At 60.9% G+C, this 25,960-nt stretch carries 20 protein-coding genes; 4 read left to right on the top strand and 16 right to left on the bottom strand.

Going from position 1 to position 25,960, the window contains the following annotated elements:
* From phnE to pap, 6 genes are all read right to left on the bottom strand, one after another.
* Complete coding sequence (phnE, locus tag ACQRBR_RS00445) at positions 1–798, bottom strand: phosphonate ABC transporter, permease protein PhnE (RefSeq protein ID WP_427811993.1); 798 nt, start codon at positions 796–798, stop codon at positions 1–3.
* Positions 799–827: 29 nt separating this feature from the next.
* Positions 828–1,796: a phosphonate ABC transporter substrate-binding protein gene (phnD, locus tag ACQRBR_RS00440; RefSeq protein ID WP_427811992.1), complete on the bottom strand. Its 969-nt coding sequence runs from the start codon at positions 1,794–1,796 to the stop codon at positions 828–830.
* A gap of 58 nt (positions 1,797–1,854) precedes the next feature.
* On the bottom strand, positions 1,855–2,691 hold the full coding sequence (phnC, locus tag ACQRBR_RS00435) for a phosphonate ABC transporter ATP-binding protein (protein WP_239463806.1): 837 nt from the start codon (positions 2,689–2,691) through the stop codon (positions 1,855–1,857).
* A gap of 215 nt (positions 2,692–2,906) precedes the next feature.
* Positions 2,907–3,098, bottom strand: a complete 192-nt coding sequence (locus ACQRBR_RS00430; RefSeq protein WP_427811991.1) for a hypothetical protein — start codon at positions 3,096–3,098, stop codon at positions 2,907–2,909.
* A 55-nt stretch (positions 3,099–3,153) separates the two neighbouring features.
* The gene (locus ACQRBR_RS00425) at positions 3,154–3,453 is read right to left on the bottom strand and encodes a hypothetical protein (RefSeq protein WP_427811990.1); all 300 of its coding nucleotides are present in this window, start codon (positions 3,451–3,453) and stop codon (positions 3,154–3,156) included.
* Between the two features lie 501 nt (positions 3,454–3,954).
* On the bottom strand, positions 3,955–5,448 hold the full coding sequence (gene pap / locus ACQRBR_RS00420; protein ID WP_427811989.1) for a polyphosphate:AMP phosphotransferase: 1,494 nt from the start codon (positions 5,446–5,448) through the stop codon (positions 3,955–3,957).
* A 1,220-nt stretch (positions 5,449–6,668) separates the two neighbouring features.
* On the opposite strand from pap, the gene ACQRBR_RS00415 reads away from it, so the two are divergent.
* The 4 genes from ACQRBR_RS00415 (at position 6,669) to ACQRBR_RS00400 (ending at position 9,519) form a co-directional block, all read left to right on the top strand.
* On the top strand, positions 6,669–6,923 hold the full coding sequence (locus ACQRBR_RS00415) for a type II toxin-antitoxin system Phd/YefM family antitoxin (protein ID WP_006005864.1): 255 nt from the start codon (positions 6,669–6,671) through the stop codon (positions 6,921–6,923).
* A 2-nt stretch (positions 6,924–6,925) separates the two neighbouring features.
* The gene (locus ACQRBR_RS00410; protein ID WP_072332989.1) at positions 6,926–7,186 is read left to right on the top strand and encodes a Txe/YoeB family addiction module toxin; all 261 of its coding nucleotides are present in this window, start codon (positions 6,926–6,928) and stop codon (positions 7,184–7,186) included.
* Positions 7,187–7,413: 227 nt separating this feature from the next.
* The gene (locus ACQRBR_RS00405) at positions 7,414–8,034 is read left to right on the top strand and encodes a hypothetical protein (RefSeq protein WP_427811988.1); all 621 of its coding nucleotides are present in this window, start codon (positions 7,414–7,416) and stop codon (positions 8,032–8,034) included.
* A 513-nt stretch (positions 8,035–8,547) separates the two neighbouring features.
* A complete protein-coding gene (locus ACQRBR_RS00400; RefSeq protein WP_427811987.1) occupies positions 8,548–9,519 on the top strand; it encodes a BRO-N domain-containing protein in 972 nt (323 codons plus the stop codon).
* Between the two features lie 103 nt (positions 9,520–9,622).
* On the opposite strand, the gene ACQRBR_RS00395 is transcribed toward ACQRBR_RS00400, so the two are convergent.
* The 10 genes from ACQRBR_RS00395 to ACQRBR_RS00350 form a co-directional block, all read right to left on the bottom strand.
* Positions 9,623–16,345: a hypothetical protein gene (locus tag ACQRBR_RS00395; protein ID WP_427811986.1), complete on the bottom strand. Its 6,723-nt coding sequence runs from the start codon at positions 16,343–16,345 to the stop codon at positions 9,623–9,625.
* Positions 16,342–17,946: a hypothetical protein gene (locus tag ACQRBR_RS00390; protein ID WP_427811985.1), complete on the bottom strand. Its 1,605-nt coding sequence runs from the start codon at positions 17,944–17,946 to the stop codon at positions 16,342–16,344. Before ACQRBR_RS00390 ends, ACQRBR_RS00395 begins: the two co-directional genes overlap by 4 nt.
* An 8-nt stretch (positions 17,947–17,954) precedes the next feature.
* Complete coding sequence (locus ACQRBR_RS00385) at positions 17,955–18,602, bottom strand: virion core protein, T7 gp14 family (RefSeq protein ID WP_427811984.1); 648 nt, start codon at positions 18,600–18,602, stop codon at positions 17,955–17,957.
* A complete protein-coding gene (locus ACQRBR_RS00380; RefSeq protein ID WP_427811983.1) occupies positions 18,602–20,686 on the bottom strand; it encodes a hypothetical protein in 2,085 nt (694 codons plus the stop codon). The genes ACQRBR_RS00385 and ACQRBR_RS00380 overlap by 1 nt, the downstream gene beginning before the upstream one ends.
* A complete protein-coding gene (locus ACQRBR_RS00375; protein ID WP_427811982.1) occupies positions 20,686–21,273 on the bottom strand; it encodes a hypothetical protein in 588 nt (195 codons plus the stop codon). Before ACQRBR_RS00375 ends, ACQRBR_RS00380 begins: the two co-directional genes overlap by 1 nt.
* Before the next feature lie 125 nt (positions 21,274–21,398).
* Positions 21,399–22,088 carry a hypothetical protein gene (locus ACQRBR_RS00370; RefSeq protein ID WP_427811981.1) on the bottom strand — a complete coding sequence of 230 codons (690 nt, stop codon included), beginning with the start codon at positions 22,086–22,088 and terminating at the stop codon, positions 21,399–21,401.
* 8 nt (positions 22,089–22,096) lie between these two features.
* Positions 22,097–23,284: a hypothetical protein gene (locus ACQRBR_RS00365; RefSeq protein ID WP_427811980.1), complete on the bottom strand. Its 1,188-nt coding sequence runs from the start codon at positions 23,282–23,284 to the stop codon at positions 22,097–22,099.
* Positions 23,277–24,542, bottom strand: coding sequence for a hypothetical protein (locus tag ACQRBR_RS00360; protein WP_427811979.1), 1,266 nt, complete (start codon positions 24,540–24,542; stop codon positions 23,277–23,279). The genes ACQRBR_RS00365 and ACQRBR_RS00360 overlap by 8 nt, the downstream gene beginning before the upstream one ends.
* 61 nt (positions 24,543–24,603) lie before the next feature.
* Positions 24,604–25,014, bottom strand: coding sequence for a hypothetical protein (locus ACQRBR_RS00355; protein ID WP_278882766.1), 411 nt, complete (start codon positions 25,012–25,014; stop codon positions 24,604–24,606).
* Between the two features lie 12 nt (positions 25,015–25,026).
* Complete coding sequence (locus ACQRBR_RS00350; RefSeq protein WP_427811978.1) at positions 25,027–25,956, bottom strand: major capsid protein; 930 nt, start codon at positions 25,954–25,956, stop codon at positions 25,027–25,029.
* Positions 25,957–25,960: the final 4 nt, after the last annotated feature.

The following is a 25,960-nucleotide window of genomic DNA, read 5'->3' as shown; positions in this document are numbered from 1 at the left end:
TTACAGCACCATCTTGCGCAGACGCTGGGAAAGCAGGTCGCACAGGGTCACCACCAGCACGATGATGGCCATGACCGCACACGTCTGCTGGAAGTTGAAGCTGCGGAACAGTTCCCACAGCACCATGCCTATACCGCCGGCACCGACCATGCCCACCACCGTGGCAGAGCGCACATTGGCCTCGAAGCGGTACAGCGAGTAGGATATCCAGAGGGGGAACACCTGCGGGATGACCCCGAAGATGATCTCTTCCAGAAAGCTGGCCCCGGTAGAGCGGACGCCTTCCACCGGCGAGACCTCGATGGCCTCCACCGCCTCGGAAAAGAGCTTGGCCAGCGTGCCCGTAGTGTGCACCCAAAGGGCCAGCACACCGGCAAAGGGGCCAAGCCCCACGGCGACCACGAACATCATGGCGAAGACCATCTCGTTGATGGCGCGGGCCGCATCCATGAGGCGGCGCACCGGCTGGCAGATCCACCAGGGAGCGATATTTTCGGAAGACATGATGCCCAGCGGCACCGCGCAGATGACCGCCAGCAAGGTGCCCCAGATCGCCACATGCAGGGTGACGATCATTTCTTCCACATACATGCGCCAGTCCGTAAAGTCCGGCGGGAAGAAATCGGATATCAGGGTAAGGATGTTGCCGCCCTGCTCCAACAGCGCCATGGGCTTCATCTCGGCGCCGCGCCAGGCCCAGGCCAGCATGGCCAGAACAAGGCCCCAGATGACCAGGCGGCAGGTCTCGGCGCGCAGATCGCGCGGCGGCTGCAGGGCCATTTTCATTTCAGCTTCCATAACGATGCGTTCCTTGTGCCCTGTCCCCGCTACTTGCCGAGTTCGGCCAGCTTACGTTCGATCTCGGCGATCTTGGCGGCCTTTTCCTTGGCATCCTTATCCTTGTTGCCTTCCAGCACCGTCTTGGCGCGGAACAGCTCCAGCTGGCGCAGCGGGATCAGCTGGCTGTTGTCGGACTTGATGAAGGGGCCCCACTGCAGGGCGGTCAGGATCTTGCGGGCCTGCTCCACGTTCTCGCCCTTCACGCCGTAGCTGAAGATGAAGTCCGTGATCTTTTTCTTGGTCTCTTCGGGCAGGTCCTTGCGCCAGACCAGTGGATCGCTGGGGATCAGGGGAGATTTCCAGATCACACGCAGTTCCTTGGCCTTTTCGGGAGCGGTGATGGCCAGGCGGGCCAGACCTTCATTATTGCAGGTCGCCACGTCCACAGTATTGTTGGCTACGGAGAGCGCATTGGCCTCGTGGTTGGCCGATACGGTACGGGCGAAGATTTTCTGGGGATCCTTGCCGTTTTTGGCAAAGACATAATAGCCGGGCACCAGGAAGCCGGACGTGGAGTTGGGATCGCCATTGCTGAAGCTCAGCTTGGAGGCCTGGGCAAACATGTCGTCAAGGTTCTGGAGCGGGCTCTTCTTGTTGACGATCAGGCAGGAGTAGTAGCCCTTGCTGCCGTCAGGGGCGGTGGTCTGGGCAAAGACCTCGCCATTGGCGCGGTCCACCATCACCATGGCGCCCTTGTTGCCGATCCAGCTCAGGTCGACTTTCTTGAAGCGCATGCCTTCGATGACACCGGCATAGTCACTGGCAAAGAAGGCTTTGACTTCCATGCCGAGGGCCTTGCTCATATCCTTGAGGAAAGGATCCCAAAGCACCTTGAGGTTCTGGCTGGCCTCGGTGGAGATGATGCCGAAATTGAGGGTCTGCTGCGCCTGGGCGGTCAGCGCGCTGCCCAGCAGCATGGCAGAGACCAGCAGGCCGGAAAGAAGACGGGAAAACATGTATTTTCTCCTTGGATAAAGTGGTGAGGCAAAGGGATCAGAGGGATCAGGATGGGGCCTAGGCAGCGCGGGACGTCTCGCGGACAGGGCTGCCGGGCAGCGTCACCGTTTCCTGAGCGGCGCTGGTCTTGGCGGCAAAAAGCTCGTCGCTTTCAGCGCCGTACAGTTCCGCCAAGAACTGGGGCGTCAGACGTTCCGTGGGGCCGTCGTAGACGATCTCGCCCTTTTTCAGGGCCACGGTACGGGGGCAGAAGCGCATGGCGTAATCCACCTGGTGCAGGGTCACCACAACGGTGAGGCCATCCTTCTGGTTGAGGTCGCGCAGGGTCTGCATGACATTGCGGGCCGATTCAGGGTCCAGCGAGGCGATGGGCTCGTCAGCCAGCAGCACGCGGGCACGCTGCACCAGAGCACGGGCGATGGCGGCACGCTGCTGCTGCCCGCCGGAAAGGGTACCGGTGCGCTGCCAGGCCTTTTCCCCGATCCCCACGCGGGCCAGAGCCCGAAGGGCCAGCTCCCTGTCATCCGTGTGGAAAGCACCGGTCAGGCTGCGCCACAAACTGGTACGGGCCAGAGCCCCCAGCATGACGTTGCGGGCCACGCTCATGCGCTCCACCAGATTGAACTGCTGGAAGATCATGCCGATACCGGCGCGGATGCGGCGGATGTCCCGGCTGATACAGCCGTTCTTTTGCACGATTTCGTTATCGACCCGCACCAAGCTCTCGCCCTTGTCTGCGGCGGTCAGACCGCAGATGTGACGCATGAGCGTGGATTTGCCGGAACCGGAAGAGCCGATGAGGGCCACCATCTCTCCCGGGGCCACATGCAGGTTGATGTGAGAAAGGCCTTTGCTGCTGCCGAACGTTTTATTGAGATTGCTGATGTGGATCATGCGAATGCTCCCGTTGAAGTTGACTGGCTCACAATGGGCAAAACGCATGGCGAAACAGTGACGCGTCCGTGATGAAAGGCCGACGTTTCCGTCACCGTTTGCAAGAGGGAATGTGACGATTCGGCAGCGTCCCCGCCTTCTCCAACGACAAAAGGCATCCTTCCACGGAGGAAAGGATGCCTTTTGTTTTCAGGTAGATGAAAGCGGCTACCGGCTCACCAGCAGCTGGGATCGCGGCATTCCTGCCGCCCGAAGGTGCAGACGCCGCACATGTCGGAACTGTCTACAAAACGGCCGTCCACAGTATAAAAATCGACCACGGGCCCATGCCCGCAAATGATGCACTGGCGTTCATAATCCGGACAGGCACGGCACAGGGGCGGGATATCCGGACTGCCTGCCATCATCTTCTCCACAGAAACACGCGTAAATTCCGGCTGGGACAGGTTGCTTTCAAACATATCAGAAGAAGATACGTCGCAAAGGACGGTTCATGTTCTGGGGGACGAACTGACAGCGGGAAAGACCAAAGCATTCGGAACGCTCGCCACAGGGAAGACGCGATGCCGTCAGGTGCATGCGCGGGCAGGTAGCCAGCATCCCCTGGTCAAGCATGTCCTGCCAGCGGGATTCCACAAGCTGCACAGGTACGCGTACCGGCTCCACGGCTCTGGAAGAACGCGCCTCCACGTTCTTCTGTACCCGGGATTCTGCCGTCCGGGTGGTTCGGGGGCTTCTGACAGACGATTTTTCCCGATTCATGCGCCGTTCCTTCTGGCACTGGGGGCAGATATGCCCACGCGGTCCGGGGGCAATGAACGAACGACCACAACGGCTGCAAATGACAGGACAAAATGAGGGAATCATGCGCCACCTCCCTGAAAGGGGCTGGGTGCCGGACAGGATCGAGCAAGGAGGAACAAAAGACAGCATCTTGCCGCCGGTCTGCTTCCTGCCCGGATATGCCTTCAGACTGTCCTGTTCATTCGTCAACGCTGTGAGCGCCCGGTGACAATTCCGCTCCACTTGCGGCGGCGCACAGCGGTGTACAGAAGCCTTCGGCCTTTCCTCATGAGTCTCGCCCCATCTCGTGTCCTCTCCTGAAATGGCCGCACAGCAGGCTCTTCCGCAAGAGCCTGAAATCTGTATCCTTCCGTCGCGCCATGTCCTGCAGCTGACGAAGGTCCCCGGCCGGGCATAAAAAAAGAGCCGGAGAAGCTCTCCGGCTCTTTTCCATGCCTGGGCTCTGCTGCAGGGATCCTGTCAGCGCAGGGCGCGCTTCAGGGCATCCCTGTAAATGCGCAGGACCATCAGGCGGGCATACTTTTTGTTCTCCGCGGGGACCACATGCCAGGGGGCATCTTCCGTGCTGGTACGCAGGAACATCTCATCCGCGGCGCGGGCGTACTCGGGCCACTTGTCACGGTTACGCCAGTCTTCATCGGTGATCTTGTAGCGCTTCCACGGGATGGCCTCACGCTCCCGGAAGCGTCGCAGCTGTTCCTCCGGCGAGATGTGCAGCCAGAATTTGAGCAATATGTTGCCGTTGTTGGTCAGCTGATGCTCAAAATGATTGATCTCGGCATAGGCGCGGGCCCAGTCTTCCTTGGGGGTCAGCTTTTCTACCCGTTCCACCAGGACACGGCCGTACCAGGAGCGGTCATAGATGGTGATGAAACCGGCGCGGGGGATGTGCCGCCAGAAACGCCACAGGTAATGGTGCGCCAACTCTTCGTCCGAAGGTGCGCTGATGGGGATGACACGCGTGATGCGGGCATCTGTCCCGGCCGTGAGGCGCCGGATGGCTCCACCCTTGCCGGCGGCATCCCAGCCTTCAAAGATGAGCGTGGACGAGATGCCTTTTTTGTACGCCCGGAACGAGAGCTGATAGATCTCCTTCTGCAGGCGTTTCAGTTCCTTCTGGTAATGTTCGGGAGCCTGCACGCTGGAAAGGTCGATGGCATCCAGGGTGGAGACCAGGGACTCACGAGCGTCCTCTTCCACTTCGGGCACGGATTCCAGCACCTTGAGGCGGGCGGCACGGGCATCGTGGGCGGCGATGGTCCGCTCGATGCCTGCGATGATGGCTTTCACCACGGACAGGTTGCGGAAATTGGGATCCGCGGCGTCGATGATGCTCCAAGGCGCATTGTCGCGGTCCGTCAGCATGATGGCCCGGGACGCGGCACTGACCATGCCGTCGTAATCCGCGGCGATCTTCTTGTCGGATGGCGAAAAATGCACCAGGGCCCGGTTCTCCTGACGCTCCTTGAGCGCGCGGGCATGGTCCTTTTTGTTGAGATGGAGCCAGAGCTTGATAATGGCCATCCCGGATTCCGCCAGTCCGGATTCCAGGGCCTGCCAGCGATGCATGCTGGCGGAGAATTCGTTTTCTCCCACATCCTTGCAGCAGCGCTGCCGCATGGCCTCACCATACCAGCCGTCATAAAAGACCGCCGTCTGTCCGGCAGCCGGAAGCTGCCTCCAGAAACGCCAGGGCCAGGGACGGGCCTTCTCTTCGTCGGTCACCAGCCAGAAAACATGGTTCTGCACATGCTTGCTGTCCATCCATTCCGACAAAAGGTTGATAATGGCACCACGCCCGGAACCGACCAGACCGGCCACCGTGATCAGGACAGGGATCTTGCGCTCGATGCACTGCAACTGAGCATTGAAAAGACGCATGCGCAGCTGGGGGGCTTTTTCTTCAAATTCTTTGTTACTGCATGCTCTGCCAAGGGCTGCCGATTCAAACATAGTATCCAACCTTGCTCAAAATGTTCGCACGGGAAGCGGACACGCAGCTCCGGAACATTCCCGGCACTCCAGGACGGTCAATGCACATTCTGCTCCCGGAGTTTTGGGACAGCATAGCTTTTTTCTTCGGCTTCGTCAGCCTGCGCAAGCCGGAATATCCTGCGAATCCTGCCCTTCTCCCTAGCCGGATACCGGGATGCACGGTGCTTTCCGCAGCAGGCGCCGTCTGTGCCGTCCGTTTGCAGCGCGCGGTAAACGACATGTCCGCCCCATGTGCGACTTTTCTCCCCATCCAGACGATGATCTGTGTTTCTGGTGTGTTACATGCATCTTTTCTATGACCTGCCAAATATCCAATTGCGTCTGAACATATTCCTGCGTCGTCAAAGGGCCGCCCTTTTGCCCCTGAGCTACGAGGATGCCAAGCTGTATGACGCATCTTTCCAAAATGTCCACGAGCATTTGATTTTGCTTCACGTTGTCCCCCATCGCAATCATGAGATCACCTCTGCACGTTTCTTGAAAACAATCTGTCCGAGAATCGTTCCAAAGGACGGAATCATCTTTCGAAATCTGCGAAACCAATCAAATAACTTCCAGGCTAGATTTGTCGCAAGGATATGCGATATAATACCAGATGGTTTTCTATGGCATACTGATAAATGCTACTCTCGATGGACGAAGGAACTTCCATGACACAAACAGGGACAAACCGGGACGGCAAGGGACTGTAACCCCGCGAAAAGAAAAGGCCCACGGTGCATTTTGGTACACCGTGGGCCTCTGGGACATGCGCTGATGGTGGAGGCGGGGGACATAGAACAATATGCTTAACTATTTATAATATAAGAGTATCTTTAAAATATCTCGAATTCAATACCCCCGAATGTACCCCGTCTCTTTGCCCGCTATACGGGTTCAACTCCCCTGCCCCCTTCGAAGGAAGAAACTGTGATCGAAATGAGCGAAAAATTTTTTTCAGCGCTCAAATTTCGATTTTAAGCCCATAAAAAAATTTTTCTGCAACGTGGTATGGAAAAATACGAAAAACTCCCTAGAACGAAAATATGGAGCGCTTTGACGAAATGGGCTTTTTTTAGTTCTGGGAATTTCCCAAAAGGGACTTCTGCGGGTCAAAAGCGCCTTAAGCACAGACTCCCCATGGCGTGTTGACAGAATTGATAAAATATGTACTTATATCTGTACAAAAGGAGGCGCATATGTCGCAGGCCATCACCTACACCGAGGCACGGCAGAACCTTGCAGAAACCATGAACCGGGTTTGTGACCACCACGAACCCGTCATCATCACGCGCCAGAAGTCTCCCTCCGTGGTACTGATGTCCCTGGAGGACTACAACGCCATCATGGAAACAGCTTACCTGCTGCGTTCCCCGGCCAATGCCGCCCGGTTGCGGGAAGCATTGCACGCCGCTGACGCGGGCAAGACGGTACAGCATGACCTTGAGGACTGACCATGCTGCTGACCTGGACGCCCCAAGCGTGGGAAGATTATCTGTACTGGCAGGCTACCGACAAACGGACAGTGAAGCGCATCAATGAGCTGCTGCGTGATGCGCTCCGCAATCCGTTTGAAGGCCTTGGCAAGCCGGAGCCGCTCCGTTTTGACCTTGCGGGATGCTGGTCCCGCCGCATCAATCAGGAGGACCGCCTTGTGTATCGCCTTGACGAGCAGGGGGCGGCCCTGATCGTCCTCCAGTGCCGCTACCACTACTGAAGGTTTCGCCTTCGCTGTCTACCTGCGTTGACAAGCTCTTTTGTCTACGAGAGGCGGCTCTTCGGAGCCGCCTTCTTTTCTCTTTCCTCATCCCTCCATTGCCCCATCCCAGTCGACATGGTAGCCTGCCGCTATCGTCAACCACAGAGTAACCAGAGAGCAGCACCGCAGAAGACGCGTCATGATCTGCGGCGGTGCTGGAAGCTGAGGGACACAAAGGAGAGGGAGTGAAAATGAAAAAAATTTTTTTGATGATATTTTTCCTCATTGTTTGTGTTAATCTTTCTTATGCAAAAGATTTTTTTATCGTAGGTGAAACAAAAATTTTTTACGAATCACCACAAGGATGTGTAAATACAAATTTATTTGGGGAAGAACTTAATAATCACTTTAATTTAAATGATAAAATAAATGACTTTTATGTAACATACGCCTCAGATGAAACAGCAAAACAATGGATTAAAGATTTATTAACTGGAAAAAAGTTTTCTTCAAACATAAGAACATTATCCATAGGAAATGATAAAAAATATACAAATGATATTTCTAAAATTTTCTTTGAAAACAGTATCAAAAATCAAAGTGATGGATTTGAAAACAATAATCTCAGCAATATTGAATATATTGGCAAGAGAATAGCCAAAAACCACGCAACATGGACAATAATTGGAGAAAATTTTTCTGTCTACACGGTTTCATCCGTTTCATATGTTTTTATAAAAAATAAACTGATTACAATAAGTACCAGAGCGTCATATACAGATAAAGAATCCAAACAAGAACAAATCAAATGGGCAGAAAACCATAGCATGCATGCTATAAAAATGCTCTTAGATCTAAACAGTTAAGTATTTTATTCTAAACAAAGTATTTAGAGAGAATAAGTTATGATATATGTTCTGGGCGCATGTTTGGCTGGACTTGCCATCCCTACACTGTGGATATGTTTTTTTATCAAATCTGTCTGGTATGGGGCACTCATTGGCCTAATTCATGCTATTTTATTAACTGCCGGTGTTTATTATATTGGGGATGAATTCAATTTTTCTCTTGTATTGGCTTGTATAATTGACGGAATATTTTTCGGATATCTAGGGAAAAGATTTGGAAAGAAAAAATCTTGACATTCCCCGCGTTTTGTGGCGTTGTCTCCGCATGGAGCCTCAGAAACTCCGTAGCGACGGTCGCCATTCCGCTTGTCAATGGCTTTTTTCGTGCCAGAAGTATGGTATTATTGCCATATTCAATATTGGCCGGGAGTAGGTAAGCAGTAATGCCCCTGCCGCACGCTACGCGGTTCTGAGCTCCCGGCCTTTTTTGCGTCCTGCCAACGCCAATCAGAAACCGTAGCGAGGTTCATCATGACACAGGCTTTGATTTTCAACGAAATCACCCTGTCCCCTGTCACCTATCAAAATAGCCTTTGGATTCGGGCTACCGAACTCGCCCGCGCTTTGGGATATTCCGATACTCGGAAGATTACCCACCTGTATGAGCGCAATGCTGACGAGTTCACACCGGAGATGACGCAAGTCATTGAAATAGCCGACGTGCCCGAAATGGGCACCTTGGAAAACCTCAGGCGCAAGGCCCGCATCTTCTCCCTTCGCGGCTGCCATCTCGTGGCCATGTTCGCCCGCACGCCGGTAGCCAAGGCTTTCCGCCGCTGGGTGCTGGACGTGCTGGACAAGCTCGACGCCGAACAGCACGCCGCCTCTTCCTCCCCCGACGACTTCACCAGCCCCCTGTCCATCACGCCGTCCACCACCGAAGACCGCAAGCCCCTGCGGGCGCTGGTTGGCTCGTGGGCGCAGGTTTCCGGCCTGCCCTTCGCCGCCTGCTGGAACCAGCTCAAGGCTGCCTTCAACCTCGCCAATATCAAGGAGCTGCCGCAGGAGTGGATACCGGACGCTCTGGCGTGGGTGCAGGCCAAGATCGACGCGCTGCCCAAGGCCCTGCCGCCGCAGCCGGAGCGCCTGCCCCTGTACCGCAACGGCTGTTTTTACCCTCCGCACCGCGACCGGAGCCACGTCCCCGGCCCGCAGGAGGCCGCGCTGCTGGAGCTGTGGCAGGACTGGACACGGCGTGAGGCCAGCCTCCGGCAAGAGTTCATGGCCATGCTGCGGGAACTGGACGCCCGCCGCGGCGACCTGTTCAGCTACGCCGTGTCCGACCTGGGCCGCAATGCGGATACCATGTTCAGCCCGCAATGCCTGCTGGACAGCCTGTTCCAGAGCCGCACGGAAGCCGAGCAACGATTCCGCCAGGCGCTGGATGATGCCAGCCTGCACCTGCGCCTGAGCCTCAACGTGGCCGTGGCGCTGGGAAGGTAACTGACGAACTATTAAGTAATTCTTAATAGTTGTGACATAGTCATATAATAGAAAGCCCTCGCCCCATCACGGAGCGGGGGCTTTTTTGCGTGCTGTGAAGGGACTAGTTGGCCCGCGGCATGATGACGGATAGCGGCGTACCTTCGCCTTCCTGCCATTGCTCATAGCCGCGGCGTGCCCGGCGCGTCACCGGACCGACAGGGATCTTCGAGATGTAGCTGCCCAGATCAAGGGCGGACATCACCAGCTTTTCCCCGTCAACGTCTCCGCCACGGGTAGCCTTGCCGCCCAGCCCCGCGATCTTCCCCGCCAGTTGCAGAGGCGTATCCAGCGCCGTCGAAAGACCGGCCCGGCGCCCGCCGCCTGCACCCATGGCAGCCACGAGCATGTCGGCAGCTGGATTGCCCAGCACCGGCACTGCCATGGCGAACTGCCCCATCGTAGTAGACAGCGCCAGCTTGGCCAGCTCTTCGTTGTCATCATCCTCACCGGTGAACAATCCCTGCGCCAGCCCCTTGATGGCCACCATGCCCAGGGCCGGCAACAGCATGTCGTACAGCTCCATGCGGGCAAATTCCCACTTGGTCACCCGGCCCCGCTTCACGCCCTGCCACATGTAGCGCGTGCGCTGGGCAAACTTCGTCGTGGCCCCGGAAAAGGCGTTGAACAGCCGGACGATGCCCTTGTCACGGGCAAAGGCCGACTTGCTCAGGGCGTCGTTGTCCGGGTTGGACTGGGCGATGATCTTGTCCGCATAGGCCACGGCCTGGCTGTGGTACTCGGAATCCCTGTCCATCTTCCAGCCCGCCGTGCCCCGCAGCTCTTTCATCTTTTTATGGTAGGCCCCTGCCCAGATGGCCGTGGTGACAGCACAGTCCGCCGCGGCGATGGGCAGCATGCCCAGGTTCGCCACATCCTCCCAGGTATAGACCTTGCCGTCACGGATCAGCGTCATGCCCCGCCCCGGCTCGAACTTCATGGCCTTGCGGGCCAGGTCATCGTCGATATTGCGGAAGCGGCGCTCCATGTAAGGGCTGGCCGCGAACACCTCCCGCACCAGGCCCATGCCCCGTGTACCGAGTTGGGCCAGCCCGCGCGAGACGTTGACCAGCCCCACGTCGCCAACGGCCGGGAAGACAGCCGTCAGCTGCATGAGGGCCGTATTCAGGTTCATGGACAGCGCATAGTAGACCAGGTGCTTGCGGGCCTTTTCAGCCGCCTTCAGCAGCGAGCTGTCAGGCACGGCTTCATCCACGACCAGGCCTTTGAGGTTGGGCCGGAACCGGTCGTAATCCTGCATGCCGAACACCCGCTGGTATTCGGCAGCGAACGTCGGGTTATTGATGATCCTGTCCGCCATGCGCACGTCGTATCCCAGTTCGATGAAACGGGCGGAATCCACCAGATGCTTCTGCAGCGCTTGGACGCCAAGCCGCAGGGAACGGCCCGTATGCGTGACACGTCCCATGGTGAAGCCCTTGCGGGCCGCCGGGATGCCGAAGATGCCTTCCGAACGGTCGAGCACGTCTTCCTTGCCTTCCTGCGCCCGCATCTTCATATCCAGGCGTGGATCGTACTTGATGGGATAATAGCCGCCGGGCAACCGCACGGTCTCGTCCCCAACGCGCACGGCGAAGGCCCCGGGCTCGATACCCTGTGGGGCGAAACCGTAGATCCTTTTGTGCGCGGCCTGCACATCAGGCCATTGGTTACCAAATACGTCCCAAACGCCCTGGATGGCCTGCCAGTCCGCGGCGGAAAGGATACCGTCCCGGCGCGCCCTGCCGGCTGTCATCTGCGTCATGGCCGCCGCGTCCAGCTCAAAGAGCGTGGCCGCCGCATCATCGCCCAGCAGCAGCGACACCATGTCATAGGTGAGCCCGCCCTTCCCGTTCCCGTCGATGTAACTGGAACGCAGACGCTCCCGGTTGCCGGTATTGCCCATGTTCAGAGCCATGCCGATGACCATTTCCGCCGTCCATCCAGGATCGCCTGCCTGCCTGATGGCCTCGGGCACAGGCACTACGGCCCCCTTCTCGTCCCGGACGTTCAGGGTCTTGCTGCCGTATCTCTTTTCCCAGGCCTTGGCGCTTTGCAGCAGACGCACCAGATGCGGCACGACGGCCTTGTGCGTGCTGTTCAGGCGGGCATGGTAACGGTCCGTGGCCGCCCGCAACGGACCGTAGACTTCACGCTCCATGACGCCTTCCGTGCTGCCGTCACGGCCCATGACGTTCTGGAACCCGTCGGCCTTGCGACATTGCCATTCGATGGTGTCGATGGAGGAAAAGCCCCTGTCCAGATCGTCGCCCAGGGAATCCCGGCGACTGGCGTAGTTGGTCTTCATGCCGCTCATGGATGCCGCCGCCTTATCGGCGACGGCCTGCACACGGGCACGCAGGCTCTCCTTGCCGGTGCGGCTCTGCTCCCGCCCGGAATGCACCAGGAAGTCCAGCAGATTGCCCACCTGCTCCACCTCCAGCGGACGCAGCGCCTTCCAGTCCAGCGCCATGCCGCGCCGGGCTGCCGCTGGATCAGGATTTGCCAGATCCAGCAGCCAGTCCGGGAACAGGGGCATGAGGTCGATGGCTTCCGTATCGTCCACGCTCTGCTGCACAAGATCGCGCAGCTTCATATCACCGGACTGGGCATCCCAGGCCTGTTGCGGCGCGGGCAGGCCAAAGGCGGACACAAGCTTGCGGATGGCTTCCGTCTGGGCCGCAGGATACGTCCCCGGCTTGACGCGGGCCGCCTTGCGCGCCTTCTTCTGCACTGTGTCCACCAGCTCGCGGACCTTGCGCACTTCCTGCATCATGGCAAAGGCGAAGCGCGCCCGTTGCATGGCTCGCACGGCTTCAACAGGTTTGCCACGCTGCACGGCACGGGAACGCTCGTTGAGGGCCCGGCGCAGGGCGGACACGAAGCGCTGCGCGTCGAGCTGGGCCACAGCCATGTCCGCCACTTCCCGGCGGGCAAGGTCCCTGTAGTACCGCTCGGGCAGGCTCTCCTGCTCCATGCGCCGCGCCGCGGCCTGCTCGTTCTGCGCCTGCCGGTCTTTGCCCAGCCTGCGCATGGCCTTTTCCACTGCCTCAAGGTACTGACCGTAGGCATCGCCGGCCAGCAGACCGTCCTCGGGCGATATGGCACGGTCCTGCTCCGCCAGGGCCTGTTCCGCCTGACGTGCCGCCAGCTTGTTCACGCTGGCGTCTTCGACCACGAGAGTGTCATAGATCAGGTGGGCAAGGGCGTCGGCATCGCCATCCGTCAGGGGGTACAGCGTGGCCAGAGAATCGACCGTATCTCCCCTGCCTTTGGCATTCACCAGCTTGGGCATCTTTCTGGCGATATCTTTCACCATGTCTTCGCCCAGGTATTCCACGAGGGAAGCCCGGTCGATACCGCCGGTGCCCGGTTCGCCATCCGTCAGGGCCTTGTCCCTGTGCGACACTTCCCGGATGAACGTCCAGAACGGAGCCGCCTGCAACCCCTCCTTCGCCCGCGCGAACGCCTCACGATACCGCTTGCCGCGCTCCCGGGCCGTGGCCGCGTCCATCCTTGCCGTCACTTCGGCCTCGGCACGTCCGCGCAATTCGTCCAGCCGCGCGCGCTCTTCCTGCGTCAATCCGGCATCAAGTATGAAATCTTCTTCCAGCCCGAATGCCGCTTCCACGGCAGGATCAGTGCGGGCTTCACGCTCGGAAACAAGCAGCCGGTCGAACACGCGGCGCACGTCGTCATTGAGATCAGCGCCCACATATCCCTGCATTTGCACGAAACTGGCATAGACCTGTTTCAGCCAGCGCATCATGCGCCGGAAAACGCCGTCCAGTTCCTTAGCCGGGGACTTGCCTTCCCAAAGGTACTGTTCAAAGCCGCGGGCCGCGTACTCCTGCACCTCGCGCCATTGCTCAAAGCTTAGGTCGCCATCTTCCGGCATACCGGCAAAACGGCGCAGGGTCGCCATATCCCGCCGGGCCTGCGCCAGACCATCCAGATGACGCACATAGCCGGACAGCATCCGCTCCACGGGCAGCAGCTCGCGTCGGCGCTCCGTGTTCTGCTTGCGTGCAGCGGCGATGTCCTCACGCATGGAGGCACTGTCAGCTCCCCTTCCGGCAGCCGCGGCAGCGTCACGCAGACCGGCCTCGCTGTCTTCCAGGGACGCCAGCTCTTCACGGACATCCCGCAGCATGGCCCGGGCCCCTTCGGCGTCCACCTCACCGGACAGGATGGCGGCAAAGGGCGTCGCATCGCGCCCGGACTGCTCAAGATCGGCCCGAAGACGATCACGGGCGATACTGCCGTCATCCGCCGCCACGCGCCGCAGATCATCCACGAAGATATGGGCCGTCTCATGCGGGATGGACGACAGGTCCGCGCCCTTGAAGATGCGGATGGCCGCTGTCCGGGAATCGAGCCTGATCCGGGCACGGTCTTTTCCGGCGGTATCAGGCTGGAACAATATCTGTCCCGTCCCGTCATTGACGCCCAGACGTTCCCGGAGTATATTCATCACATCACCCCGATTGGTCCGGTGTACAACGTTTCCTTCTTGGAGAGCGGGTCCCGGCTTTAGCCAGTCGGAGGGAATGCCCCGATTGGTCCGGTGTCCCAAGGCTTCTTCGGAAGTGTCTCGGCCCGGCTTTAGCCAGTCGGGGCTGATTATTTCTGTCAACTCGTGGTCGTAGAAACGGTTGCCGTTGTCGTCTTCCCGCAGCACGAAGCCTACCACATAATCCTGACCGTCCAGCCTGATCTTGTTCGCAAAGATATGCGACATGAGACCAGGCTTTTTTTCTATGGAATCAAGATGGATGCCGCTTTCGATAATCTGCGGGATGAAGGGCACGGAACGGGCCAGCAGCTCATCATACCCATGATGAAGACTGGCCTTGATACCAGATGGCGTTACCTGCACCCCCCAGCCGGTATCCGCATTGGCGACCGTCGTCCCCTGGGGAAAGGCGGTACGCGCCCAGTCATGGACGGCCTTGCGCATATTCCGGCTGTCCGCATCAATAGCCTTTCCCGGCCCGAACCACTGCGTGCTGTCGGCCTCGATCAGAGGCATGTCGGCAAAGCGTGAAGGCAGGGTGCCCTGCTGGCTGAAGACCTGCCCTTCGGCTTCTCCTTCCTCCCCAAGCGTCACACTGCGCCGCCGCATCAGTCCGGCGGCATCCACGCCATAGGCGGCCTCGAAAGCACGGGCCTGTGCGCTATTCAGCTTACCGTAGGTCTCTGCGGCCTCCTTGCCCACCAGTGGCGCCATCTCCCGCACCAGACGCTGTTCTTCCTGCCGCACAGCCTCGGTCCTGCGACGACGCTGCCGTGCATCCTCGACCACGGCCTGCACCCGGGCGGCATCGTCCGCACGTTCCGCTTCCTGCGCATTGGGAGCATCAGCCGTCTGCCGCAGCAGCGGTGCCACGACCGCCATACTTTCATCATCCAGACGGGCATGCAGGGAGGAGAGTTTGACCTCCAGATCCACCCCGGCTTCCGCCGCCTGTCTGGCAGCTTCCTGGCTGATGCCCAGCGGCGTGAGCACGTCCTGTCCCTGCCCGGCCAGGTCAAGGGCTGCCTGCGCCGGGATGTACACGGACTGGGACAGCACCCCGGCAGCATTGTCCAGTGCGTCCTCCATGTAGTCTGGAGCGATCTGCTTTGTCTGGCTGGCTTCCACGGCGCTGTGCAACTCGATATTTTGGCGGACAAAATCCCGGGCACGCTGCCGTTCCAGGTTACGGACGGCCAAAGACCGGACACCACCGCCAAGGCCGCCCCACATGGCGCCGATCAGGCCTTCATACAGCCCTTCACGATTGGCCTGTGCCAGGGTATCGGCATCGAACAGCGTCCGCCCGAACCAGGCTATCTGATCAGCCGGATCTGTCCCCTGCTTTTCGGCAAGTCCCCAGAGGTTCGTTACCAGTTCCGGGTACTTTTGCAGGTATTCCGTCACGAACTCGGAGCCCATCGCCCCCAGAGTGCGCCCGATGGTGTCCCTGAAAGAAGCGGAGTTGAAGATGCCCATGAAACGGTCGAGCGAGAGCTTTTCCAGCGGGGCCTGCATAACGGCGTTGGCCAGGCCTGAAACCAGTGCCCGCTGCGGCGTCACGCCCTGTTCCCGCAACTCCGCGTAGCTCCCGCCGCCAAGCTGCACGCCCATCAGCGAAAGCGCCACGGCAGGGTTGGCCGCTGCCGCCATGATGTTGCCAAGCTGCTGCGGTGCGGAACGGATGAAATCATAGCCGAGCTGCCCGATCCTGGTATCGGCCCGTACTTCTTCAGGACGCGCCCATTTGACCCACTCCTGGGCGGAAGCAAGCATACGCGAAGGCGCGCTCCCCACCCCGAACAGGTTGTCGGACAAAGCCTGCGCCCCGCCCAGCAGCGAGCGGTTGAAGTCAGCGGCGCCGTGGACCAGAGAGCGGCCCATATCCCGCACATCGTCGGCGGCCTCAAAGGTGGCCCAGTGCATGGCCCTGTCGCCGAAGTTCGCCACAGATTCCCCAAAGGCTTTGGCCGTGGAGAACACACCGGCCAGCCCGTCCGTATCGTCACGGGCAAGGGCGGCCCGCTCTTTGGAGCGTGCGGCCCACAGGGCAAAGGGGCTGTTCTGTTCTATCCTTCGGGCCTGGGCTTCGCGTTGCGCGTATTGCAGGTCAGCCTCGACCACGCTGTCGGGCAGGCCAAGCTGCAGGGCGGTCGCGCGGGCGGAGGCCACACGTTGCGCGGTCACGCCGTCGGCATCGGCCACTTCCAGGGCAGCACGGATGGACGGTCCATGCGACGGAAAAAGCTCGGGGGTCATGGTCTGGCTCATTCATCATCTCCTTCCACAGGAAGTTCCCAGTTTTGGGCTGTACCTTCCGTCAACGCCTTGCCGTAACGGACGCCGCCACTGTCCCAGGCACCAAACCAGCCTCCACCTTTCAGCGTACCTTGCATCATGGCACGGGCTACATACTGCCGTATCAGGGCCGGTGTCAGGGCTTTGCCTCCCCCCTCCTGCTGCAACTGCATGCGCACGGCCTCATACAGCCATTCGGGGACATCAGCTTTCTTTTTGTCGGGATTCAGCGTCAGGAATGCCTCATTGACCGATGTTTGCCTGAGCTGTCCGGCATTGCCGCCTTCATCAAGATACGTCAGAGCTTTGTTCGTCTGCTCCGTCGTCATGCGTCTGTCATAGGCGAAGGCATAGACCTCATCCCGCGTCATGGGATCCCCCAGCGTCTGCCGCGTGTCTATCTGCGTACGCAGGTCATCCAGGGCGCGCATGTTAAGCTCATTGGTCTTCAGCTCCCCATTGTAGTCTTCCAATGCCTGCTTTCTGGCCGCTTCAGAGGCGGAAGAGGACAGCACCCGCTGCCGGAACACCAGAGGAGATTCCCCGGCCTGTTTCCCGGCCTGCACCAGCTCGTATGCTTCTCCCATGACCTTGGCATCATCCCGCCTCTTTTCAAAAGCCAGCTCGCTATTGACCAGACCAGCCATCTGCGCCCGCTCTTTCATGTCCGCAATGCCGTCAAGGCGGCTGTACAGTTCCGCCGTCCGCTCTTCAGGCGCAAGCCCTTTTGTCTCGGCGATCCACTGCCCGACCCTGTTGGTGACGGCCTCGGCCCTGGCACGTTCCGCCTCGGCCCGCGCCCGGCTCTCCAGTGCCCTAGCATGGGAAGCGATGGATGCCTCGACCCGGTTCACCTCCCCGCCCAGCAGGTCTCGATATTTGTCCAGCGCCCCGCGGGCACCGCTGATGTTATCGTGGGCAAGATAGCCTTCGATGATGCTGCCCGCCGTCTGGCTGTCCAGGCGGGAGAACAGCGCCCGGTTGTCCATGCCTGGCCGCATCCCTTCGATGCGCTGGCGCAGGGCGTCCCGGTTGAACTCGATCAGTTCCTGGTTGTCGTAGTTCTGTGCCACGAGCTTCCGGAACTCCTCCATATCGCCCTGCAGTACGGATTCTTCCCAGGCGCTTTTCTGCTGCCGACCATAGGCCTGCCCCTGTTCGGTGAAGTGCAGGGCCGCCCCGGACGCCTGTTTCATGAACATTTCCGCAAAGCGGCCGGAAAACTTGTCATCCTGCAGGCGACGCTGTACGGCCGCACGGGCGAACTGCTCGAAATGCTGCCCGGCCCCGATGGCATCCTGCCCCTTGTTTTCGGCCATGTAGCGGTCGCGCTCCGCATTGAGCTCCTGCTGCATCCCCAGCAAGGACTGACTGACGCGCGTGGTCTCGTCCTTGACGTATTCCTGGATGGCGATACCGGTGAGCTGTTTCCCCGCCGCCAGCACGTCCGCCAAAAGGCTGTCCTGCGCCGTACCGCGCACGTCCCGGATGGCTCCGCGCGGCGCGCCGGGGTCGATGGGGCCCGCCTGGATGCGCCTGGGGCCGGAGTCGTAGGTCTGTACCCTAATGGCCATGATGCCTCCTAGGAAGTCAGCTTGCGGAAGGTCGTCCAGTTTCCTTTCAGCACGGGCTTGACCGCACTGTCGTAAAGATCATTGCCGATATCCGCCAACGAGGGGCTGCTGCTCCCTGCACCCCCAAAGCCTCCCGCCGTGGCGTAGGCGCCGATACCGCTGGTCAGGCCGGAAAGACCGGCCGTCAGCAGGGTGCTGCCCAGCCCCTTCACCGAATTGCCGTACCAGCTGGCTGCCGCGTCGTAGTTGGCGGCGTTGGTCAGGCTGGCTTTGACGTTCTCGTCCGTCTCCCACTGGTTGACGGCCTTCTGGTAGCGGTTCAGGCCCACGTCCCCGGCATAGCGGGACGCATTGCCGGAAAGCACGTCCATGGCGCTGCCGCTGCTCATGTCCACGCCCAAGGCACCAAAGCTGGCCACGTTCCCGGCCTGCAGGTCGGCATATTGCCGTGTCAGGGAGTTACGCTCGCGGTCAAGGTTCTCGGCCTCGATACGGCCTTTCTCCGCCGTGACCTTGGCCTGGTTGCGTGCGGCCTGGGCCTGGGCCTCGGCCATCTTCTTGTTGTACTGGGCCTGCCGGTTCTGCTGGCTGGTACTGGCGATGCTGCTCAGCGCCGACAGGCCGCCCATGGTCAGGGCCAGGGTCATGGCTCCCATCAGAACGTCCCTCCTCCGGTATAGGGAGAAATCTCCAGGGTGGTGACCAGCGCCAGGATGGTCAGGGGCGTGGCGCTCTGCACCTGGAACACCAGGGGAGAGGCCGCCGACCAGCCGGCGCAGGTATCGAGGTCAAGATCCGTTCCTTCGCTGAAGAACGGTGTGGTGGCGAACAGGCCGCCGGTGATGTCGCGGTCGATGATGGGGGCCAGGCTGTCGCCCACCCCGGCCAGGAAGGACATGCTGCGGTAGACCCGCGCCCGCACGGCAAGGATCTTGCGGTCATGCATCAGGCTCCATCCCTGCTGCGTCTGGATCTCGGGCAGGTTGGGCACCACGCGCGAGACGTAGGGCAGCCCCACATGGACGGACGTGGCGGCCTGCCCCAGCGTCAGGCTGCCGTCGGCCGAGACCTCCAGCCCGTCGATGGTGCCGCCGTCGGCAAAGACCTGCACGGCCTGTCCGGCCAGATGGACAAGACCGTCAAAGCGCGCGGCCGCCTCGCCCTGATAGTCCAGGGCGCTGTCCAGATAGTAGGCCTCGGCCAGATCATCGCTGTCGAAAAAAGGCTCCAGCCGCTCCACGAAGACCTGCCCGCCCCGCCGCACAAGGAACCACACCTGGTCGTCGGGCGTGCCGGGGATGCCGGCCACGTCCACAAAGCTCCCCGCCGTGGTATGGCGGTGCCAGCCCACGATCTCCTGTTCCTTCATGTAAGTGAGCCCGGCCAGCGTGCCGTCGGAAAGGACGCTCCAGAGCACGGCATAGGGCTCCTGCTGCCAGCTCCAGGCCACCACGTCCACGTCCCTGAGCATGTGCCGGGCCAGGATGTTCAGGTCCTGCCCCAGGTATTTGTCGGCGCTGTAGTTGTAGGCGAACTCCCGTATGGCCCCGGCGCCGCGCTGCACATAGAGCACGCTCCCTCCCACGGAGAGGGCCGCCACGGCATCGCTGCCGCCGTTGGTGGTCTGGAGCTGGAAGGACGCCGTGGCCGGAGTCAGGGCCACGCCCTCGGAAGGCTCCAGCGTCCATTCACTGCCTTCCGTGCCAAAGGCCAGGGCGCTGCGGTCAGGCTGCAGCCAGACGATGCGGCTGGCCTGGGTGGCGGCCAGCGTGACCTCGATGGCGTCGTCGTCCTTGGGCGGCGTGGACTTGGCCATGCTCTCGAACTCGCCGGAACGAGAGAGCCAGATGGTGATGGGGCGGCTGTTGCTGGCGGCAAAGCCCAGGCGCTGCTGGTGGAAAAAGACCTGCGAGGGATAGTTGCCCTCGCCCTCGAAGGGGTTCTCGTACTCTGGGGGCGTGTCTTCGGTGTCCGCGCCGATGTTCTTGTCGTCGATGTGGGTCTCGTCCGCGTCGCCCTTGCCGATGTAGCCGAAGACCCCCATCTTTTTCTTGTACACCCGGTAGCCCGTGGCGCCCTCCACAGCCTCCCAGCTGATGCGGATGTGGAAATCCACGCTGTTGAGGGCCTGGGCCGAGATGCTGGCCGGTTCGGAGGGCGAGGATTCCTGCCCCTTGTCGTCGATGGCCGTGACGCAATAGGTGTAGTCCGTCTTCTTGTCCCCTTCCGGGGTGCCCACTGTGGAGAGCGTGGGCTTCTTGGGCGTGGCGATGGCGGGCATGAAGGTCAGCTCGGACCAGCGCCAGTCGTCGTCGGCATGGCGCGCGAGCTTGCGCGGCGCATAACCAGGATGCGCGAAATAGATGACGTCTGCCGACTGGGCATAACGCACCGCCCGCAGGTCGGCGGCGGCGAAGGGGGACTCGAAGATCTTGGGAGCGCCCTCCTCGTCCGCCACCACGCGCCCGTCCGGCAGCCAGACCCGCATGGCCCTGTCGCCGAACTCCAGCATGCGGCCCTGCGTGGCGCTGAAGACGAAGGGCACCAGCCTGCCGCCGTCGCCCAGGGCCGTTTCCAGGTAGCGTGTACCGGGCCTGCGCGTGACGCCGCCCTGCGGCATGGGCACGAAGTTACGCATCTCCCGTGCGCCGGTGCTGTAGCGGGGCTGGTCCACGCGTCCGCGCAGCAGGGGCGAAATCTCGCCGCCGTTGAGGACGTTCTGGGTATGGAAGACCGGCATCAGCCCACCCTCCGTTCCCCAAGAAACACGGACGACCACGGGACTGCGGGCGGGGCCGCCTGCGCATCGTCCTCCACCTTTGCCCTGTCCAGTGCCTGCTCGAACATCTGCAGGTAGCCTTCCGCCTGCGCGCCGCCCTGGGAGATGTAGGGCGCCATCTCGAAGGCCACGCGCCAGGCCAACATGTCGGCGAACAGATCGGGGAAGGTCGTCACGAGGCCGCTCACATAGGTCAGCAACACCCCGTCCGCATCGGTCTCCAGCCTGTCCCCCACGATCTCGAAACGGAGGTCAGGGCCCGGCTGTGCCGTGAATGGATCAGGGCGTGTAGCCCCCACCACGCGCACACTGTCGGACGGCAGGGCGAAGGCGAAGGGCCACGGGCCCTGAGCGGCCTCTGCCGACAAGGCCAGACGCTGGCGGCGCAGGGCGAACGACCACGGGTACAGCGACAGACACAGGGTACGGCATTTGTCATAGACGGCCCCTGCCACCTGCATGGCGGGCGTATCCTGAAAGCCGGCATTGCCCATCCGGGCGCCCACCCGGACAAGGGCCGTGTTGAGGACGGAAGTCTTATTCTGCATGGCGATGTTCCCTTGTGCGTGACAGGACATCCGGCCCTGAGACCGGTGATTCCCTGCCTGTAGGCAGAAAAATATAAAGTTTTACTTTAAGTTTTTACGCGAGCGACGGCAGCATCTATGCAGGATCAGATCGTTCCCGCCTCTTCCCACTGCCACAGGCCTTCCGTGCCCGGTACCCAGACGCAGGCAGGCATATCGGCCTTGGCCAGCCACAGCTTGCCTTCGTAGCTGTAGTAGCTGTTCTTCGTGACATCCATGCCGTAGAGGAAGGCATAGGGATGTTCCCGGCTGCCGTCCGGCTCGTCACCGGTCTCCGGGTCCACGGACAGCGGGCGGTACACGGCCAGCATCCCGGCAGCATCCGGGGGCTGGTTCTCGATGGCGGTCACTTCCTGCATCACCTCATAGACGATGCCCTTGTGGACCAGGCGGTAGCCCTTGGCGTAGGTCTGCCCGGAGGCCCAGTCTGTGAACAGCCCGGCCCTGGCGAAGGTGGCGAACTCGGCGGCGGCGAAGGCGCCCGTCTGTACCATGTCCGCCGGCATCCGGGCCATGAGTATATTATTAGACCACGCCTTGGCCGCCGCTACTGCCTGCGAGACTAGCTCTTCTTCCGTAGGCGGCGTAAACGTGATCTTATTGTCTGGAGAGATCTTTGTGTTAGCCTGACTAACAAGATGCTCATAGCCAAGCATTCCAAGAGCTTTGATTTTCTCGGAATCAAGCTCTACCCCGCCGTTTTCGAGGATAATTTCCACGTCTTCGGCATTGTCAACATTGAGCGCAACACCTTTGTAAATAAATACTCTGTTCATATTCCCACTCACTGATAGCAGCGAAGCGTCCACCCAGGTTGGGACGTCCAAGTAGCGATGTTAAAAATCGGGGTAGAATTGGTGATTTTAACTGGAACTACATAATTTCGCGCCATTTCGCTGACAAGACCGATAGCGAGGTCTTGGCTGTTGCATGCTGTACCGCTTATACAGTTGATAACCAAACCAGCTCTTCCTGTCCCACCCTCGAAAGAAAGGTATAACAGACGATCAGGGTCGCAGTCTGTAACCGTGAACTGGCCTGCGCCAGTTCTTGATGCTTTCAAGACAAGAGACGCGCAGATGTCGGCGGTCTGCTGCGCCTTGTTAGCGGCTTCTTTTGCATCGGAAGCCGCGTCCATCGCCTTTTTGAGCCAGTCCTCACCAAGAGATCCATCGGCCCCGCCCAGAGGCACCGACCCGGCCGCCGCCGTGGTGCTGGCCAGTACGCTGCCGCGCTGGGAAGCACTGGCCTTGCGGACACACAGGCCACCATCCCCTCCCAGCTCTAGCCCATCCTCATCGCCGGTCTGGGGCATGACCTTGCCGGGCGTCGAGTTAGTGGCGATGGGTACCGTAGCAGAGGAGCCAGCAGGGCCTCGCAGGTCCACAGCTTGGCCCCACGAGCCGTCTGGCTCCTTGAAGCGCAGAGCTGTCCCCTGCCACTCATGTTCCGGAGGCAAACCCTGTGCTCCATCGTCTCCCTTCTCGCCTTTCTCCCCTTGATCGCCCTTGGGGCCGGGGTTGCCAGTTGCACCTTTCTCCCCTTGCGGCCCTTGCGGGCCTTCCGGCCCCTGGATTCCTGGGTCACCCTTGGGGCCAGCAGGGCCTTGCGTGCCAGTATCGCCTTTCTCGCCAGCAGGGCCTCGCGGGCCGGTATCGCCAGTGTCGCCTTTCGGCCCCTGAATTCCCTGCGGGCCTTGCGGGCCGGTGTCTCCAGGGTCGCCCTTTGCGCCGTCAGCACCGGCAGGCCCTTGGATGCCCTGTAACCCGCGCTCACCCTGCGGGCCTTTGGCCCCGATTTTCACCCAGAACGTGCTGGAATTGTCTTGCGGGGCAGTGCCAGCAGACGCATCCTTTACGCACTCCCAGACCTCTCCGTTCAGCGTCACGCGGTCAAGCACGACATACGCTTTCGCGCTGCTGTATTCGCCCTGAAAGACAGGGCGCACCCTGCCAAGCGTCATGCTAGGCATACGTCACCTCCAGTTCGCCATTTTCATTGATCTTGTATGTGGCGTCCGGGGCGGTCTGCCCCGTGTAGTTCAGAATCAAGTCCCCGCTGCCGTTCACAGCGAACTGGATGAACTGCGCATCAAGGGCCGTGGTAATATCGCCAGGATCGCCCTTAGGACCCTGCGGACCAGGCTCTCCTGGTTCTCCCTTTTCCCCCTTCTCGCCTTGCAATCCTTGAGGCCCCTGCGGGCCGCGTGCACCAGTATCGCCGGTGTCGCCTTTCGGCCCAGTCAAACCCTGGTCGCCCTTTTCGCCTTTTACGCCTTGCGGGCCGCGAGCTCCTGGTTGGCCTTCATCGCCCTTCGCGCCAGCAGGGCCAGGAATTCCTTGGATGCCCTGTGGGCCGCGCTCACCTGGTTCACCCTGGATTCCCTGCAAACCGCGTGCGCCTTCCTGTCCCTTCGGGCCTTCTGGGCCGCGTTCACCTGGGTCTCCCTTGTCCCCTTTGGCGCCCTGCTGCCCCGTGGCACCGGCTGGGCCCTGTGCGCCGGGCATGCCGCGCGGGATCTTAAAGAAGAAGCGCATGGAATCCGGCACGAAGTCCACGGCCGCAGCCTCCCCGGGCTCCAGCGTCTCCGCCTCCGCCGTGAGGCTGCCGATGTTCAGGTAGCTATCCTGGGCATCTTCCAGCAGTTGCCGTGCGGCCTGCTCGTGCCCTGCCGCGGCCTGTTCGCTGGCGGCGGCCTGTGAAGCACTGGTAGCTGCTGCCTGCTCGCTCCCCTCCGCGGCCTGCTCGCTGGCAGCGGCGGCCGTAGCGGCGCCCTGAGCATCGTCCCTGGCCCTGTAGAGCGAGGCCAGCAGGTCTTCCGGCGTGCCGCTGTCCGTGGCGTTGACCTTGACCGCCCGCGAAAGGCCGTCGTCCAGTTGCTGGATCATCTGCACCATGCGGTCCAGCTGGCCTTCGGTGGCTTCGGTGTCCACAGTGGCCGTATTGGAAAGGTCGAGTTCCTGCGTCAGGGGCACGGCAGACTCGATGGCCAGCGTGGCACCGGCAGGCACTTTCCCGTCTGCCAGCGTCACCTTGCCGCCCGTCATGTCCCGGAAGACCGTCACGCTGTAATCGGAACCCGGCGCAAGCGTGGTCTGCGTCTCCGTATCCCCGGCAGCGGCCCAGGAGACGTTCACGTCTCCCGTGCCGTACAGGGCAAAGGGCACGGCGTATTCCAGCACACCGGCAGTGACGGTGTAGCGGACAAGGACTTTCTGGACTGGTATCATGGAGCCTCCACAAAGGGCGTGATGCGGCAGGACGGCCCCACCGCATCACGAAAGGGCCCGGCTAGCGGGCCAGATAGGAAAGGACGACGTCCACCGTGCCGCTGCTGGTGGTGTCGGACGTGACCTTGATCTTGACGTAGCGCTTGGTGTCCGGCAGCACGAGCTTGCAGAGGATGTCCCCGTCGGCAAAGGACGTGCCCGTACCGGTAGTGCCGGTAATGGTCACTTCGGGCGCGCCGGGGATGTCGGCAAACGGCCCGTCTTCCGTATCACTGCCTTGCAGGGTCAGCTTGAAGGTCTTGTCCGCTGCCACTTTCACCGCACCGGCCGCCATGACGGTGACGGCAAGGGCGCCGTGATGTTCGCCCACGACAAGGGCGTTGGCGCAGACAAATTCGGCGGCATTGATGGCTTTGCCCTTCTCGAAGAACTGGTCGTACCAGCGATTCTCGGAACCGTAGGAAAAAGACATGTTCCCTCCTCCTTAGGCCACGGCCGTTTCGTTGCTGTCGGGCAGGTTGTAGGAGCCCACGACCTTGACGCCGTTGATGGCGCCCACGATGGTCTGGAGATCCTTGTCACCATTGACGTACATGATGTCGGCCTGTTTGATGGCGCCGAACACGCGCTGCACCACGCGGTGATGGCCAAAGATCATGGTGTTCTGGGCCGAGCCGTGGATCTTGGCGATGGCGTCCTCGATCTGGGCCAGCGTAGGCAGTTTGGGCGTCTCGCCGTTGATGTCGATATTCACCAGGGCATGGACGGCCTTGGACGGCTTGAGCAGCTGCCAGCCGAAGCGGCCGCGGTACTCCACGCCGTAGCCGGTCACACCGGGCTGAGAGCGCAGGTGGTACAGATTGCCGCCGTTGATGGGCGTGGGATCGAGCAGACGGCCGGAGTTGAACTGCGTGGGGTCATAGATGCCCACATTGATCTCCTGGTCGAAACGCACCACGAGGATGGAGGAAAGCGTGCTGCCCGTCCCCTTGCAGGAGGTGAACAGCCTGTCCTTGAGGGCCGCCTTGCGCCAGTAGTCGCGCCAGATGGCCAGCTCGGTGTCCATGCCCGCCTGCCGGTAGAACGCATTCTCGCGACGGGCAAAATACTGCTTGGCACCGCCGAACTGCGCGGCCTTGTCCTTGCTGACCTCGATCTCGCCGCCCATCAGACTGACGTAGGTCTGGCGCAGCTGGGTCTCGGCCTGCATGGTGGGCAGCGGCGCGCCCAGATCGGTGAAGCTGGCGCCGGTGATCTCGTCCAGCACTTCTTCCACGTTCCACAGGCCGTGGGTGGCCGGGATCCATTTCAGCAGGGCCAGGATGGGGGCTTCCTCGGTCAGGTAGTCCACCAGTTCCGGGCGCTTCTTCGCCTTCTCAAGGGCGATCTCTTTGAGCGTCTGTGCAACAGCCATGCGT

The organism is Desulfovibrio sp. SGI.133 (assembly GCF_050313955.1).
GTDB lineage: Bacteria > Desulfobacterota > Desulfovibrionia > Desulfovibrionales > Desulfovibrionaceae > Desulfovibrio.
Note: the sequence above shows the minus strand (reverse complement) of the source record. Positions and strands in the feature narration are given on the sequence as shown.

What these genes read in the sequence shown, in the direction of transcription:
- ACQRBR_RS00380 (WP_427811983.1), bottom strand. Translation starts at nt 20,686, where the DNA reads ATGCCGGTCTTCCATACCCAGAACGTCCTCAACGGCGGCGAGATTTCG.
- ACQRBR_RS00375 (WP_427811982.1), bottom strand. Translation starts at nt 21,273, where the DNA reads ATGCAGAATAAGACTTCCGTCCTCAACACGGCCCTTGTCCGGGTGGGC.
- ACQRBR_RS00415 (WP_006005864.1), top strand. Translation starts at nt 6,669, where the DNA reads ATGTCGCAGGCCATCACCTACACCGAGGCACGGCAGAACCTTGCAGAA.
- ACQRBR_RS00395 (WP_427811986.1), bottom strand. Translation starts at nt 16,345, where the DNA reads ATGAGCCAGACCATGACCCCCGAGCTTTTTCCGTCGCATGGACCGTCC.
- ACQRBR_RS00350 (WP_427811978.1), bottom strand. Translation starts at nt 25,956, where the DNA reads ATGGCTGTTGCACAGACGCTCAAAGAGATCGCCCTTGAGAAGGCGAAG.
- ACQRBR_RS00365 (WP_427811980.1), bottom strand. Translation starts at nt 23,284, where the DNA reads ATGCCTAGCATGACGCTTGGCAGGGTGCGCCCTGTCTTTCAGGGCGAA.
- ACQRBR_RS00385 (WP_427811984.1), bottom strand. Translation starts at nt 18,602, where the DNA reads ATGGGAGCCATGACCCTGGCCCTGACCATGGGCGGCCTGTCGGCGCTG.
- ACQRBR_RS00390 (WP_427811985.1), bottom strand. Translation starts at nt 17,946, where the DNA reads ATGGCCATTAGGGTACAGACCTACGACTCCGGCCCCAGGCGCATCCAG.
- ACQRBR_RS00425 (WP_427811990.1), bottom strand. Translation starts at nt 3,453, where the DNA reads ATGAATCGGGAAAAATCGTCTGTCAGAAGCCCCCGAACCACCCGGACG.
- ACQRBR_RS00430 (WP_427811991.1), bottom strand. Translation starts at nt 3,098, where the DNA reads ATGATGGCAGGCAGTCCGGATATCCCGCCCCTGTGCCGTGCCTGTCCG.
- phnD (WP_427811992.1), bottom strand. Translation starts at nt 1,796, where the DNA reads ATGTTTTCCCGTCTTCTTTCCGGCCTGCTGGTCTCTGCCATGCTGCTG.
- ACQRBR_RS00410 (WP_072332989.1), top strand. Translation starts at nt 6,926, where the DNA reads ATGCTGCTGACCTGGACGCCCCAAGCGTGGGAAGATTATCTGTACTGG.
- phnE (WP_427811993.1), bottom strand. Translation starts at nt 798, where the DNA reads ATGGAAGCTGAAATGAAAATGGCCCTGCAGCCGCCGCGCGATCTGCGC.
- ACQRBR_RS00355 (WP_278882766.1), bottom strand. Translation starts at nt 25,014, where the DNA reads ATGTCTTTTTCCTACGGTTCCGAGAATCGCTGGTACGACCAGTTCTTC.
- phnC (WP_239463806.1), bottom strand. Translation starts at nt 2,691, where the DNA reads ATGATCCACATCAGCAATCTCAATAAAACGTTCGGCAGCAGCAAAGGC.
- ACQRBR_RS00360 (WP_427811979.1), bottom strand. Translation starts at nt 24,542, where the DNA reads ATGATACCAGTCCAGAAAGTCCTTGTCCGCTACACCGTCACTGCCGGT.
- ACQRBR_RS00370 (WP_427811981.1), bottom strand. Translation starts at nt 22,088, where the DNA reads ATGAACAGAGTATTTATTTACAAAGGTGTTGCGCTCAATGTTGACAAT.
- pap (WP_427811989.1), bottom strand. Translation starts at nt 5,448, where the DNA reads ATGTTTGAATCGGCAGCCCTTGGCAGAGCATGCAGTAACAAAGAATTT.
- ACQRBR_RS00400 (WP_427811987.1), top strand. Translation starts at nt 8,548, where the DNA reads ATGACACAGGCTTTGATTTTCAACGAAATCACCCTGTCCCCTGTCACC.